The sequence below is a fragment of the Pedobacter sp. BG31 genome, assembly GCF_042464845.1.
Classification (GTDB): domain Bacteria; phylum Bacteroidota; class Bacteroidia; order Sphingobacteriales; family Sphingobacteriaceae; genus Pedobacter; species Pedobacter suwonensis.
Map to the genome: position 1 here is coordinate 101679 of NZ_JBHNZK010000003.1, position 14762 is coordinate 116440.

At 36.9% G+C, this 14762-nt stretch carries 16 protein-coding genes; 10 read left to right on the top strand and 6 right to left on the bottom strand.

All coding sequences use genetic code 11. The features are described from left to right. Positions 1–21: 21 nt before the first annotated feature. From ACFE6N_RS05580 to ACFE6N_RS05605, 6 genes are all read left to right on the top strand, one after another. Positions 22–201 (top strand): hypothetical protein, encoded by a 180-nt coding sequence (locus ACFE6N_RS05580; RefSeq protein WP_090979639.1) that lies wholly within the window; start codon positions 22–24, stop codon positions 199–201. Positions 202–395: 194 nt separating this feature from the next. Further along, positions 396–680, top strand: a complete 285-nt coding sequence (locus ACFE6N_RS05585) for a hypothetical protein (RefSeq protein WP_378934622.1) — start codon at positions 396–398, stop codon at positions 678–680. Beyond that, positions 681–1352 carry a ribulose-phosphate 3-epimerase gene (gene rpe, locus ACFE6N_RS05590; protein WP_378934624.1) on the top strand — a complete coding sequence of 224 codons (672 nt, stop codon included), beginning with the start codon at positions 681–683 and terminating at the stop codon, positions 1350–1352. It begins immediately after the preceding gene. A 142-nt stretch (positions 1353–1494) separates the two neighbouring features. Further along, positions 1495–3915: a carboxypeptidase-like regulatory domain-containing protein gene (locus ACFE6N_RS05595; protein ID WP_378934626.1), complete on the top strand. Its 2421-nt coding sequence runs from the start codon at positions 1495–1497 to the stop codon at positions 3913–3915. A 225-nt stretch (positions 3916–4140) separates the two neighbouring features. Continuing rightward, positions 4141–5214, top strand: coding sequence for a 3-phosphoserine/phosphohydroxythreonine transaminase (serC, locus tag ACFE6N_RS05600; protein ID WP_378934628.1), 1074 nt, complete (start codon positions 4141–4143; stop codon positions 5212–5214). Positions 5215–5291: 77 nt separating this feature from the next. Continuing rightward, entirely contained in the window at positions 5292–6242 is a 951-nt protein-coding gene (locus ACFE6N_RS05605) for a D-2-hydroxyacid dehydrogenase (protein ID WP_186462395.1), read from the top strand. Positions 6243–6365: 123 nt separating this feature from the next. Here the strand turns inward: ACFE6N_RS05605 and ACFE6N_RS05610 are convergent, their stop codons facing one another. The 3 genes from ACFE6N_RS05610 to ACFE6N_RS05620 form a co-directional block, all read right to left on the bottom strand. Continuing rightward, entirely contained in the window at positions 6366–6512 is a 147-nt protein-coding gene (locus ACFE6N_RS05610) for a hypothetical protein (protein WP_378934630.1), read from the bottom strand. Beyond that, a complete protein-coding gene (locus tag ACFE6N_RS05615; protein WP_378934632.1) occupies positions 6493–7020 on the bottom strand; it encodes a hypothetical protein in 528 nt (175 codons plus the stop codon). Before ACFE6N_RS05615 ends, ACFE6N_RS05610 begins: the two co-directional genes overlap by 20 nt. Positions 7021–7318: 298 nt before the next feature. Continuing rightward, positions 7319–8098 carry an S-adenosyl-l-methionine hydroxide adenosyltransferase family protein gene (locus ACFE6N_RS05620; protein WP_378934634.1) on the bottom strand — a complete coding sequence of 260 codons (780 nt, stop codon included), beginning with the start codon at positions 8096–8098 and terminating at the stop codon, positions 7319–7321. A 103-nt stretch (positions 8099–8201) separates the two neighbouring features. Here ACFE6N_RS05620 and ACFE6N_RS05625 point away from each other — a divergent pair, with 103 nt between their 5' ends. The 4 genes from ACFE6N_RS05625 (at position 8202) to ACFE6N_RS05640 (ending at position 11651) form a co-directional block, all read left to right on the top strand. Then, positions 8202–9161, top strand: a complete 960-nt coding sequence (locus ACFE6N_RS05625) for a PhoH family protein (protein ID WP_378934636.1) — start codon at positions 8202–8204, stop codon at positions 9159–9161. A 147-nt stretch (positions 9162–9308) separates the two neighbouring features. Beyond that, on the top strand, positions 9309–10253 hold the full coding sequence (locus ACFE6N_RS05630) for a phosphoribosylaminoimidazolesuccinocarboxamide synthase (protein WP_378934638.1): 945 nt from the start codon (positions 9309–9311) through the stop codon (positions 10251–10253). A 45-nt stretch (positions 10254–10298) separates the two neighbouring features. Beyond that, positions 10299–10676, top strand: a complete 378-nt coding sequence (locus ACFE6N_RS05635) for an STAS domain-containing protein (protein WP_090979622.1) — start codon at positions 10299–10301, stop codon at positions 10674–10676. A 69-nt stretch (positions 10677–10745) separates the two neighbouring features. Next, positions 10746–11651, top strand: a complete 906-nt coding sequence (locus ACFE6N_RS05640; RefSeq protein ID WP_378935022.1) for a ribonuclease Z — start codon at positions 10746–10748, stop codon at positions 11649–11651. 276 nt (positions 11652–11927) lie between these two features. Here the strand turns inward: ACFE6N_RS05640 and ACFE6N_RS05645 are convergent, their stop codons facing one another. From ACFE6N_RS05645 to ACFE6N_RS05655, 3 genes are all read right to left on the bottom strand, one after another. After that, positions 11928–12881: an MlaD family protein gene (locus ACFE6N_RS05645; protein WP_090979618.1), complete on the bottom strand. Its 954-nt coding sequence runs from the start codon at positions 12879–12881 to the stop codon at positions 11928–11930. A gap of 167 nt (positions 12882–13048) precedes the next feature. After that, a complete protein-coding gene (locus tag ACFE6N_RS05650) occupies positions 13049–13825 on the bottom strand; it encodes an N-acetylmuramoyl-L-alanine amidase (RefSeq protein ID WP_378934640.1) in 777 nt (258 codons plus the stop codon). A 12-nt stretch (positions 13826–13837) separates the two neighbouring features. Beyond that, complete coding sequence (locus ACFE6N_RS05655) at positions 13838–14701, bottom strand: N-acetylmuramoyl-L-alanine amidase (protein WP_145861545.1); 864 nt, start codon at positions 14699–14701, stop codon at positions 13838–13840. Positions 14702–14762: the final 61 nt, after the last annotated feature.

Sequence of the window (14762 nt, forward strand, 5' to 3'; positions counted from 1 at the left end):
ATTTTGTAACTTGCATTACAGATGAAAAAAGATATTCACATCGTTGAAGAGCCTATTGCTGATTATAAAAAGGCTGAAGAAGATTTACTGAAAAAAGGCTTATCAAGTACTTATACAGAGCGTTTTCACACCATGGCAAGATTGATGAAGCTAAATATGATATTAAAATCTGCAAAAATTACTCATAAAAAAATCGAATAATAAATGGATGTTTTTGATGATGAGATTTTAAAATTGTGGCGTTCATTGCTGAATAATAATGTTCGTTTTATTATGATTGGTGGTGTTGCAACAAATTTGCATGGCTTCCATAGAACAACAGACGTATAGATATTTGGATTAAAGATAATCTTGAGAACAGACAGAATTTACGAGCTGCATTTTAAGAGTATGGTTTGGGAGATTTCAAAAATTTAGAAACTTTAGTTTTTATTCCAGGTTGGATGGATTTTTATTTGGATAATAGTTTACGGATGGATATCATGACTACTGTGAAAGGTTTGGAGGAATTTGGTTTTGATAAGTGTTTAGAATATGTATCTATAGCAACAATTTATGAATTGGAAATTCCTTTTCTGCGTATTAATCAATTAATTAATTCGAAGAAAGCTGCAAATCGCCCAAAAGACCATATTGATATAATTGAATTAGAAAATATTAAAAAATTAAGAAACGATTAAATGAAATACATCATAGCCCCATCCATACTTTCTGCAGATTTTGGCAATTTGCAGCGCGACATTGAAATGATTAATCAAAGTGATGCCGATTGGTTTCATGTTGATGTAATGGACGGTGTTTTCGTTCCGAATATCTCTTTTGGTTTTCCGGTAATGGCGGCTGTAAAAAAACATGCCATTAAACCATTGGATGTACATTTAATGATTGTAGAGCCGGATAAATACATTGAGGAATTTGCCAAGGCAGGTGCGGATAGAATTACGGTTCATTATGAGGCCTGCACGCATTTACATAGAACCATACAGTTAATTAGGTCTTCAGGTTGTAAAGCAGGTGTAGCTTTAAATCCGCATACACCGGTTACACTACTTCAGGATGTAATTGAAGATCTTGATCTGGTGTTAATTATGTCGGTTAATCCCGGATTTGGCGGACAGGCCTTCATTCACAATACCTATAAAAAGATAAAGGACTTAAAAACTTTAATCCAGGGTGTAAATGAAAACTTGATTATAGAGGTTGATGGTGGCGTGGGCTTACAGAATATTGCTGCACTGGTATCGGCAGGAGCCAATGCTTTTGTAGCTGGAAATGCAATTTTTGCCACAGATGATCCGACAGAAACGATTGCTGAAATGAAACAACAGTTAATTACTAGCATAAACATTTAATTGCTAAATTGTTCAAATGATAAGAGGTTTAGTTATCTTGATACTTAATACTTTTATCTCGATACTATTATCTCGATACTTGATACTATTATCTTGATACTTCATACTTCTATCTCGATACGCTTACGGCTTGATACTAAAAATGCTCAAATTTCGGCTTATTCTATTCCTTTTAGTTACCGGTTGCAGTTTTGTTGTAGCCCAACCTTTGGTTAGGGTATCAGGAATAGTTTATAGTGACGAAAAGTTGCCCCTGGCACAAGTTACTGTAACGGTGGTGGGGCAAGCACAATCTACCGTTACAGATGAATTTGGCGTTTATACGATTTATTCAAAATCGAAAACATTTAGTATCAAATATTCGCTTTTAGGCTACCAGCCTCAAATAATTGAGTTTAGTGAGCGCTCCGGTGCGCGAATTATCAGGCAGGTTAGCTTAATTGCCAATATTAATGAATTGGAGCAGGTCAATATTGCCAATAAACAGAACCAGTTAAGCAATACCACTACAATTAATATAGGCGATGTCTCTTCCATTCCATTGGTTTCCGGAAATTTTGAAACCATGCTTAAAACCCTGCCCGGTGTATCTACAAATAATGAATTAAGTGCTCAGTACAGTGTTCGCGGAGGTAATTTTGATGAAAATCTGATTTATATTAATGATGTGGAAATCAACCGACCTGTATTGATCCGTAACGGGCAGCAGGAAGGGTTAAGCTTTATCAATGCTGATCTGGTGAGTAAAGCGAGATTTTCAGCAGGTGGTTTCGAAGCAAAATATGGAGACAAACTTTCCTCTGTTCTGGATATCCGGTATGAAAAGCCAGATAGTAATCAAACCATATTGAGTACAAGTTTATTAAATACGTCATTAAGTACTAAGCGGGTATTTAAACGCAGTTTTCTATTGGCGGGTTTGCGGTACAAGAATAACACCAGTGTTTTAATTAAGCAGGATGAAAAGGGAAGCTATAATCCTGATTATGCCGATGCGCAGGTGCTTTATCAATACGATTTTTCCCCTGAATTCAGCATCAGCTTTTTAAGCAATTTCAATATTGGTCAGTTTAAGTTATTGCCTACCAATCGCGAAACACAGTTTGGTACGCTAAGTACCACGCTGAAATTGGATGTTGATTATACCGGGCAGGAAATAGACGATTACCAAACTTTTGGAAATGCCATTACAGCTGCTTATTCGCCCAAACCCAATTTAGTGGTTAAATTTATAAACAGTTATTTTAATACCATTGAACGCGAGCGTTTCGATATTAACGGAAGCTATGTTTTTGCCGAGGTAGATAAGAATTTTTATGGTGAAAACTTTGGACAGGTTAGCAAAAGCAGAGGTATAGGCAGTTACTATAATTATGGCCGAAACAGTTTAAATACTCAGGTTTTTGCTTCTGAAATAAAAGTTGACCAGAATTTTAACAGTCATGTTTTTTCATGGGGGCTGAAATTTGACCAGTCCAGGTATGGCGATCAGTTAAATGAGTATAACTATACGGATTCTGCAGGATATATTTTGCCTAATTATTCGAAAGATATTACTGTACAGACTGTCATTAACGTTAAAAACAATATTGATATAAAAAATTACAGCACTTATATTCAGGACAGTTATTCCCTTTCCAGTTTAGCGGAATTACAATTGGGCGCCAGGGCTACTTATAACTCTTTAAGCAAACAATTGCTGATCAGTCCGAGAATGTTAATTGCGTACCGTCCAAATTCCAACAACAAAATATTACGATTTACTGCAGGTATTTATCATCAGCCCCCGTCGTACCGGACCATCCGCGATTTTTCGGGTATATTAAATATAAATCAAAAGGCGCAGCGTTCTTATAATACATCAATAGGTTATGATTATGCTTTTGACGGTTTTGGAACCCGGTTGAAATTTACTTCAGAGTTTTATTTTAAATATTCTGACCGGCTAATTCCATATAAAATAGATAACTTAAGGATTAAATACCTGTCAAATGAAGTTTCGCATGGTTATGCTTACGGTGCTGATTTTAGCGTTGGAGGCGAATTTGTTAAAGACCTGGTTTCTTATTTCAGAATGTCGGTAATGCATGCAAACGAAGATATTATCGGGGATAGTTATGTTCAGAATGGAAACACGATTTATCCAGGTTATCTAAAACGGCCAACAGATCAACGCGTCAATTTCTCCATATTTTTTCAGGATAGGCTCTTGAACAGTCCAACCTATAAAGTTCACCTCAATGCGGTTTATGGTTCACGTTTACCAATAGGCCCGTCGCAAACACCAAGGTATTTGGATAAATTTTATGTTCCTGCCTACAAGCGGGTAGACATCGGTTTTTCTAAAGACTTTTTAGATGATGCAGCATTGCATAAACCCAAATTTCTGGATAGAAATTTTAATGCCGTAATTCTGTTTTTCGAGGTTTTTAACATGCTGAATATTAACAATACAGTATCGTATCTTTGGTTAAAAGATGTAGATAATGTTCAATATGCAATTCCAAATTATTTAACAGGCAGGCAGTTTAACCTGAAGCTGATTGTAAAATTAAAAAATTAGCCGGGGAAATTATAAGCTCAATTCTATAAGCCGGAGATACATTTTTTCTGTCAAACCTCTCTAAATATGCAAAATTTAAATAAATCGGTTTAATTGTAAAAACTGCAATAAACCTATCGTTTTGAAGGCTTTTTTTAACAAAATTTAATTTTTTAGGTAACGATTTTATAAGCATAACTGCTTTAAAAATTTTACATTTACGCCCATAAAACATTATATAATAAGATGAAGCATAATTTTGGCGCAGGCCCTTGTATTTTACCTCAAGAAGTGTTTAAACAAGCCGCTCAGGCTGTTTTAGATTTTAACGATGGATTATCGATTTTAGAGATTTCGCACAGAACAACCGAATTTGAGGCAGTTGTTGCAGAAGCTGATAAGTTGGTAAAAGAATTATTAAATGTGCCATCGGGTTATTCCGTTTTATTTTTACAGGGTGGTGCAAGTTTACAGTTTGCCATGGTACCGATGAACTTATTGGGCGATGGACAAACAGCAAGTTATTTAGATACTGGTGTTTGGGCAACCAAAGCATTGAAAGAAGCTAAATTTATCGGTAATGTAAATGTAGTGGCATCATCTAAGGATGCAAATTATACCTTTATTCCAAAGGATTTTGAAATCCCTGCTGATAGTGCTTACTTCCACTATACCTCAAACAATACCATTTATGGAACTGAGCTTTTTGAAGTACCTCAAACAAACATTCCAGTGGTTTGCGATATGTCTTCTGATATCATGAGCCGCGTAATCGATGTTTCTAAATTTGATTTAATTTATGCAGGTGCTCAAAAAAATGTAGGTCCGGCAGGCTTAACCATTGCTATAGTAAAAAATGAGGTTTTAGGTAAAATCGACCGTAAAATTCCTTCGATGTTGAATTATCAATCACATATTGATAATGCCTCGATGTACAATACGCCTCCGGTTTTTTCTATTTACGTTGCTTTATTAAACTTACGCTGGTTAAAATCCAAAGGTGGTGTAGCTGAAATTGAGAAAGAAAATAAACAAAAAGCGGAAGCACTTTACAGGGAGATCGACCGCAATTCCTTATTTAAAGGAACTTGTGCTGTTGAAGACCGCTCTAGAATGAATGTTTGTTTCGTAATGGAAAATCCGGAGCTGGAAAAACCATTTTTAAAGTATGCCGAGGAGCAAGGAATTGTGGGTATTAAAGGCCACAGAAGTGTGGGTGGTTTCCGTGCATCAATGTATAATGCCCTACCAATTACAAGCGTACACGCTTTAATTGATGCCATGCAATCATTTGAAGAAAAACAAGCAAAAGCAAATTAGTTTAAATTTTAACCGCAGAAGATTACCATGATTATTCAATCGGTGTAATCGTTTTAATCTGTGCCATCATATATAAAATGATTAAAATATTAGCAAACGACGGAATTGATCCGATCGGAAAAGAATTATTAGAAAAGGCAGGTTTTCAGGTTGATACGGAAACCATTGCGCAAGATCAATTAGCTGAAGCTTTAAAAAACTATGATGCCATTACGGTGCGCAGTGCGACAAAAGTTAGAAAAGAACTGATTGATGCCGTACCCAATATTAAATTAATTGGCAGAGGTGGCGTTGGTATGGATAATATTGATGTAGAATATGCACGCAGTAAAGGTGTTGCAGTAGTAAATACACCAGCTGCTTCTTCTTTGTCAGTTGCTGAATTAGTATTCTCACACTTATTTACCGGTATCAGATTTTTACAGGATGCCAACCGTAAAATGCCTGTTGAAGGCGCAACACAGTTTAACAACCTTAAAAAAGCTTACGCTAAAGGAACGGAGTTAAGCGGTAAAACCATAGGTATTATCGGTTTTGGCCGTATTGGCCGTGCCACTGCAAAAGTAGCTTTAGGCCTGGGGATGAATGTTCTGGCTTATGATTTATATCCTTCAGAATCAGAAATCACATTAGAATTTCAAGGTGGAAAGTCAGTAAGTATCCCGATTAAGACGGTTTCTTTAGAGGAAGTAATCACCGGAAGTGATTTCCTGAGTTTGCACACGCCATTTGCTGACAAGCCTATTTTAGGTGCTGAAGAATTTGCTAAAATGAAAAAAGGCGTTGGTATTGTAAACTGTTCCCGAGGTGGAACAATTGATGAGCCGGCTTTAATTGAAGCGCTTAATGCTGGTCAGGTTTCTTTTGCTGGTTTAGACGTTTTTGATAACGAACCTACGCCGTTAGCTGAAATTCTAACCCATCCAAAAATTTCGTTAACACCGCACATCGGTGCCTCTACAAACGAAGCCCAGGAACGTATTGGTACAGAACTGGCTACTTTGATTATTGAACATTTTAAGAAATAAAGCTTGTTGCCGTCACCCTGAACTTGGTTCAGGGGCTTTTCAGAACAGATGCTGAAATGAATCCGGTAGCTATCTGATCAGCATGACGAACTTATAAAAAGACCAATCTCGGATTGGTCTTTTTTAATCTAACGCTTTCGTTAATACCCAATAACGATAACCAATAATAGCCTTTTCCCATTTGCTTAACTTATTTGAATCTTTTTTATAAAAACCTGGCAAAATGGCATTGTTGATTTTGACAAGGGCTTTAAACAGTGCTTTTTTCATACCTTTTATATCGCTGTAGTTTCTTGTTGAAGAAATAAAAGCCGCCTGCCATTACCAAAATCAGGAATGCAATGATGTAGGTTGATAGACTACCTTTATTATTTTTCGCTAAATCTTCTTTAAGCTGTGCATTCTGATCCTGCAATTTTTTAATGGTATGCATGTAAGCCTCGATCCGCTCTTGAGAATGATCTGCGACGGCCACTTTTTGCTGATTCTGCAGGTCTTTATAATCCATTAATATTTTTAACTCCTTAAAAATATTATTATCGGTCAATACCACTTGTCGAAGAATTTCATTTGAATTTTTAATATCTTTCTTCGTTTGCCAGCCAAAAATACCTGATCGTCGTGTTAAACTTTCATCATATTGACCAAATTTTGTACTTCGCTCTTGAAGCAAAGCATTTACTTTAACCCGTTGCGCTGCATAAGCTGCAGAATCCTGTTGGGCGAAAGCTTCCAGACTAAACAAGATAACCGAGAGCAGGTAAACATATTTCTTCATTTGCTATAAACGCGAAAAGGATAGAAGTTGTTTTGATTGGTACAATGGTTCACCAGCCATTTGTTCAATGGTGATACAAAGCGCCAAAAATATTTGTCATCTCGATTGGAATGAAACGAATGCCTGCCCGTAAAAGCGGTTAAAAATCTATTTAAAAATAATTCCTGCAGTAAATTAAGCTTCGCTGAGCACTTACTTGGCTCTCGTCACTCGCTTTGCTCAACTCGAAATGACTATAATTTAATGTCTATTGATCTGAGTTGTTTCTTTTATATTTTCGCTTTGGTCTTTCAGCTTGCTAAGAATGAAACTCAACCCTCACAATATCGCCTAAATGTAAGCCTAACAAGCCACTTGCTTTGCCCTTATTGATGGCGATCTCCAAATGGTTACTAATTCCGAACAGGCAAAGTTTTTCGCCTTCCTGCACTTCGTTATAATGCCAGCTTAACTGCGTGATCGTTTCACTTTTTCTAAAATATAAAGTGAAGTCCCTGTTTTTCTGTATTTTGGTAAAAAGATCTTTGGTGATGTTGGTAATCACATTGCAAAAAGTATCAATATAAACTACACTCCCACGTATCATATTCTGTTCAATAACAGGATGTAAAAGCATCTTTTGCTCAATCTCAGCTACAGGTAAACCAATGTCTTTCAGTTTGCCACCTTTGGCCAGATGCGTTGCTGCCTTAACAAAAATATCCACCAGGGGGAAGTGCAGGTATTTCAAATCCTGCATAATGTTCAGCTCCACCACATCCTCCGGAGCCTCATCGAAAAGAAGTGAGAAGATTCCATTATCAGCACCTACAAAAAAGTGATCACTGTGTTTTACGGCAATGTACTTGGTGTTTTCGCTATATACTGAGTCTATACCGATCAGGTGTACGGTATTCTTTGGGAAGTAGGGATAAGCATTTTTTAAAACGAAGGCCGCGTATGATATATTGAATGAGGGTACTTCGTGGGTAATATCAACTAAATTAACATTAGGCATCAGACTCAACAGACTACCTTTAAGGGCGCTCTGGTAAAAGTCTTTTGAACCTAAATCTGTTGTTAAAGTAATTATCCCCATTAAAAATTCATTATTATTGCTTATTCTTGTGTACAGGCCTAAGCGTCTGCAAATATTCAAATTTTAATTAATATACCCCGATAACTTTTTAAAATACTACAATTTGAACGAATTAAAATTAACCCTGGATAGCGTAAATCCTGCTCACTTTTGGGGGGCGAACAATGAGAATTACGAAATGATTAAAGGTGCTTTCGCGAAGTTAAAATTGGTTGCGAGAGGTAGTGATGTTAAGGTTCTCGGTGATGAACAGGAACTTAAGGCTTTCGAAGAGAAGTTTAATCAACTGGTTGCGCACCTCGAAAAATACAGCTCGCTAAGCAATAATGATGTAGAAAACATACTTGGAGCAAAGGCTTCGGGCGTTGCAAAAAAAGATACAGAACAACCTTTAGGTGGGGGCGGGGAAGTAATTGTTTTCGGTACGAACGGTCTGTTGGTAAAAGCCAGAACGGCAAATCAACGTAAAATGGTAAACAGTATCGCTAAAAACGATATTTTATTTGCCATTGGTCCGGCGGGTACCGGAAAAACCTATACTGCAGTAGCTTTAGCTGTAAGGGCATTGAAAAATAAAGAAATTAAACGGATTATTCTCACCAGGCCTGCGGTGGAAGCAGGGGAGAATCTTGGTTTTTTACCAGGTGATTTAAAAGAGAAAATCGATCCTTATCTACGTCCCCTTTACGATGCATTGGATGATATGATTCCGGCAGAAAAACTGAAATTTTACATTGAAAACCGTACGATAGAAATTGCTCCGCTGGCATTTATGCGGGGGCGTACCCTTGATAATTGCTTTGTGATACTTGACGAGGCGCAGAACGCAACCGATATGCAGTTAAAGATGTTTTTAACCCGTATGGGACCAACAGCTAAATTTATCGTTACCGGCGATGTTACCCAGGTAGACTTACCTAAGAAGCAGATGTCGGGTTTGTTTAATGGCTTAAGAATTTTAGAAGATATTAAAGGAATAGATATAATTTATTTAAGCGGGGAAGACGTAGTAAGGCATAAACTGGTTAAAGATATTTTGAAAGCTTACGGTGATATCCAATAGTTAGGTCCGGAAGTCAGAGGTCTGGAAATTGGGGTCCGAAGTTTAAATCTTTCATTAGAAATACTTCGGACTTTTTTATTGTTACAACTTTTGTCGTCCTATTCCGGTCTTCGGAGTTTCCTACTTTTTTCCTATTTTTACGGCCTCATGAAAGCACTTAAAGAAACCCATTTTAATTTCCCAAATCAGAGCAATTTTTACAAAGGTAAGGTTCGCGATGTGTATACCATAGCTGATCAGTTTATGGTAATGGTAGTATCAGACCGGATCTCGGCATTTGATGTGGTATTGCCAGAAGCTATTCCATTTAAAGGACAGGTTTTAAATCAGATCGCAGCCAAGTTTTTGGCCGCTACACAGGATATTGTACCAAATTGGGTTTTGTCAGTGCCAGATCCAATGGTTACCATTGGCCGTATCTGTGAGCCGTTTAAGGTAGAAATGGTCATCAGAGGTTATCTAGCTGGTCATGCCTGGCGTGAATACAGTGCCGGAAAACGGTCTGTTTGTGGTGTTTCTTTACCTGATGGATTAAAAGAAAATGATAAATTGCCTCAGCCCATTATTACCCCGACCACCAAAGCTGCTGTTGGCCACGATGAAGATATTTCGAAGGAAGATATATTGGCAAAAGGAATTGTTTCTGTAGCAGATTATGAGCAGTTAGAACAATACACCTATGCGCTTTACCAACGTGGAACTGAAATCGCGGCAAAAAGCGGACTGATTTTGGTTGATACGAAGTACGAATTTGGCAAGGCCGATGGTGTAATCTATCTGATTGACGAAATTCATACACCTGATTCATCACGTTATTTCTATGCAGAAGGATATCAGGAACGTCAGGATCGGAATGAGCCACAAAAACAGCTTTCAAAAGAATTCGTACGTAAGTGGTTAATTGAAAACGGATTTCAAGGTAAGGATGGTCAGGTAGTTCCGGAAATGACGAATGAAATTGTGCATTCTATTTCGGAGCGTTATATCGAACTGTATGAAAAAATTGTAGGAGAGCACTTTATAAAAGCTGATGCTGATGCAATCTCAAGCCGAATTGAAACCAACGTTTTAAAGGCTTTGGAAACACTTTAAATCCGAAAGAAATTTATACATTAGTAAAATAAAGAGAAGAGAGCGATGAAATTTTCAGTAGATAAACACGATAAATATGTAACCTTAAAGTTAGAGGAAAATAAGTTTACAAATGATAATGCCCCGGGTTTGAAAGCAGAATTCTACTTGCTTAATGCAGAGGGATTTAAAAATATAGTTGTCGATTTAAGTGCTGTTACCGAATGTAATGATGCACAGGATCTAAGCTGTTTACTTGCCGGCGACAGGCTTTGTAAATCGGCAGGCGGATTATTTATTGTAACTGGAATTAACGATGAGCTGGCGTCGATTGTCGAATTATCAAACATATTTCAATCTGTAATGTTTGTTAATACAATAGACGAGGCTACTGATTTTATCTTTATGGAGGAGTTGGAGAAAGAGTTTAGAGGAGATAGATAACAAAATATTTAAATAACATTCTGGCCTCGTAGTTTCTAAAATCTACGGGGCTTTTTATATATTATCATGATGAAATTTGAAGTTACAATTTTAGGAAGCAGTTCCGCCACACCTGTATTTAACAGGAATCCCTCCGCACAGCTTTTAAATTGTAATGAAAAATATTACCTGATAGATTGTGGTGAAGGCACACAACAACAACTGGCTAAATATAATCTTAAAGCGGCGCGTATAGATTACATTTTCATCAGTCACTTGCATGGTGATCATTACTTTGGTTTAATCGGACTGTTATCCAGTTTACATTTAAACGGCCGGATAAAACCGATAAAGATATTTGGTCCTAAGCCTTTATTAGAGATTTTGGAAATCCAGTTCAAATACTCCGATACCGTACTTAGGTACCCGATTGAATTTTTTCCAATTGAAGCTGATCAATCTATTCAGATATTCGAAAACAGTGATCTGACAGTTAAAACGATTGTTTTAAACCACCGCATTCCAACTACCGGTTTTATATTTCAGCAAAAGAAGCGTCAGCGTAAGTTGATAAAAGAGAAGACTGATCAGGTGCCGATGGCTTATTATACGGCCTTAAAAAAAGGAATGGATGTTGAGCTGCCAAATGGCGATATCTTACGTAGTGAAGATTATACGACAGAAGCGGATGCACCACGTTGCTATGCTTACTGTTCAGACACCTTATTTGATGAAAGTTATTTTGCTACCATAAAAGATTGCAATACCTTGTATCATGAGGCTACTTTTATGCACGATTTATTGGAAAGGGCTAAAGAAACGCATCACACAACTGCTTTACAGGCAGGAGAGGTTGCTAAAATTACAGGAGCCAAGAAATTACTCATCGGGCATTTTTCTTCACGTTATAAAACTTTGCAAATGCTTTTTGAAGAAGCGCAATCTGTTTTTGAAAATACAGAGCTAGCTGTTGAGGGCAGGACTTTTCAGCTGTAAGCATTTTTCAACCACAGCGTACAAAAAGGGGAGGCACGCTGTAGTTATTCTCAATGTGCTCTGTGGTAAAAAACAGGAAACTATATATTAACCTCTATTTCAAGTTTTTAAGATCCTTCGGTGCGTTCAGTATGACAGATGAACATTCCGCTTCACTTGTACGCTGTGCTTATTCTTGGTGTACGCTGTGGTAAAAAAGAGTAAACTATAATATATTTCAACTACAAAAAAGCCTCGCAATTTACACTGCAAGGCTTCCTGAATTATAAAATTAAATTACTTGTCTTTTTTATTACCACCACCAAATACAGAGAAGTGAACATAACGTTTAGGATTAGCTTTTAAATCGATCATCAGTTCATCCAGATTTTTTGAAGCATTATTTAAATTCTGATACATTTTATCGTCATTCAATAACAAGCCTAAACTGCCTTTTCCACTTTTAATTCCCGATATTACGCTTTGTAAATCAGCAATTGCATTATTTGCATTATCTAAAGTCTGTTTAAAGTTAGCTGCTGCAAACTTATCAGTAACGGTATTGATATTCGTTAAGATATCACTTATTTTTTGATTGTTGTTATTTAAGTTGGCCGTAATACCTTCAACGTTTTTGAAGATGGCTTCAATACGGGCGCTTTCCGAACCAACCAAACCATCAACTTTTTTAGAAGTTGTTTCTAAAGATGCTAATGTACCCGCTATGCTATTAAAGCTTCTATCAACATTTTTTTGGAAGTTAGGATTTAGGATAGAATTCACACTACTTAAAATAGAGTCCATCTTACCAATAATTAACTCCGCTTTCTTTTGAACCGGTTGAACCTGTTCCATCAGGCCTTTTTCAACATTGGCATTTAAAGTGTATCCGTCTTCGGCCATTTTTTTCGAATCACCTAACGACATTACAATAGCTTTGCTTCCCAACAAATCTGTACCTTCTAAACGGGCAATACTATTTTCAGGAATTTCATATTTGCTATTGATGCTTAAGGTGGCAATAATGCTACCATCTCCCTGTAGTTCCAGTTTAGCTACCCGGCCAATCTGATAACCATTAATAAGTACAGGTTTTGATACCGTTAAACCATCAACCCTTGTGTATTTTGCAAATAATGTAGTTTCATTTGAGAAAATTGAATTTCCTTTTAAAAAGTTATATCCAATGATCAATAAAGCAATGGCAAATGCAGCTAAAATACCTACTTTGGTTTCGTTCTTAATCTTCATGAGTGTTTTATTTAATGGTTACAAGTGTTGAAGTATCGCTTCTTCACTTGCAAGAGCGTAAATGTTTTATTGTACCAAACCCTATAAATACACAAAGGCGGCACTATTTGTTTGGTATCTGTTTTATATTTTTCCAAAGTTAAGATAACTATCACTTATAATGCCAGTTATTTAACCTCAATATTTTTTTTGTATGTTTTTATGGCTTCTAAAATAGAACTGGCAATCTCATTCTGCCCGTTTTGTGAGTTAATATATTTTTCTTCCTCGGTATTTGAAATAAAGCCTACTTCTGTTAAAACGGCAGGCATACCACAGCGTTGCAATACTAAAACTCCCTGTTCTTTAACCCCACGGCTCATTCGTTCATCCCTTTTGATGTAACTGTTCTGTATTAATTTGGCAAATTTAATGCTTTTGTCTCTAAAGGTATTTTTTAAAAGCGAAAAAAGAATAAAACTGCTGGGGTTACTGGGATCATAACCATCGTACTTACTTTTGTAATTCTTCTCCAATTTAATATCGGCATTTTCCCTGATGGCTGCATCTTGTTCCTTTAACCGGTGAGAGCCCGCCACAAGTGTTTCTACCCCTTTGATATGTTTGTTGCCTGGCGGCATCGAATTACAGTGGATGGATATAAAAAGATCTGCATTGGCTTCATTAGCTATTTCTGCACGTTTGTATAAATCAACATCTACATCGGTTTTGCGTGTAAAAATGACTTTAATTTCAGGCATTTCGTCGTTTAATAACGCACCTAATTTTAATGCTACTTTCAGGGCTATATCTTTTTCTTTCGAAAAACTACCTGATGCACCGGGTTTTCTTCCGCCATGACCGGGGTCAATAACAATTGTTTTGATCTTATAGCCCTGAGCGGGTGCTTTTTGACCAGCCAGTAACGAAAATAAGATGATTGTGATCAGCAGTTTAAACTTCATGCAGGCACGTTATTAAAATGATGTTTCGGCTATACGTTTATAATTTTTAATTGCTTTAACAATTCCACTTACAATTTCATTTTGTCCCTCAGGAGAATTCATGTAATCTTCTTCTTCAGGGTTACTCACAAAACCTATCTCAGTTAATACTGCTGGCATTGCTGCACGTGCCAATACCGCAAGGCTTTTTTCCTGTACCCCTCTGTTGATGCGTCCGGCATTTACATATTCCTGTTGGAGCAATGATGCAAACTTTAAACTTCTTTCTCTGTTGGTTTGTTTCATTAAGGATAACATGATGTCACTTTCAGGGGTATTCGCAATAAATCCCTCATAGTTTTTCTGGTAATTCTCTTCCAGAAACATCGATGCATTTTCCCGTTTTATCACTTCATCCTGCTCCCCTAAACGGCCCGTTCCGGACACAAAAGTTTCAGTTCCCCTGGTTGAAGTACTTTTAGAGGTAACCGTACGGTAAACCGGTACTTTTCTGCCTCTTACTTTTTTATAATAATCTACCACTCTGGATACCCTAACCGGCATATCATTTAAGTGAATGGAAATAAATAAATCTGCTTTTGCATTATTTGCGATGTTGATCCGCTCATAAAGCGGAATAAACACATCAGTCTCACGGGTATAAATCACTTTTATATCTTTTAAGCTATCCTGAAGAGCACGACCAAGGTTTAACGCGGTTTTAAGCGCCACATCTTTTTCCTTTGAATACACCCCGTGAGTTGCACCGTCTTTACCACCGTGACCGGCATCTATCACAATTGTTTTAATTTTATAACCCTGTGCAAGCACTTGATTATCAGTTAAATTTGATAGCGTCAGATAAATAATAATGGTTAAAATGGATTTAAGATACATCAATGGTATATTTTTCACTAATTTTGAACGTTTTTGATTAAACATTTGTGCAAAAATAACA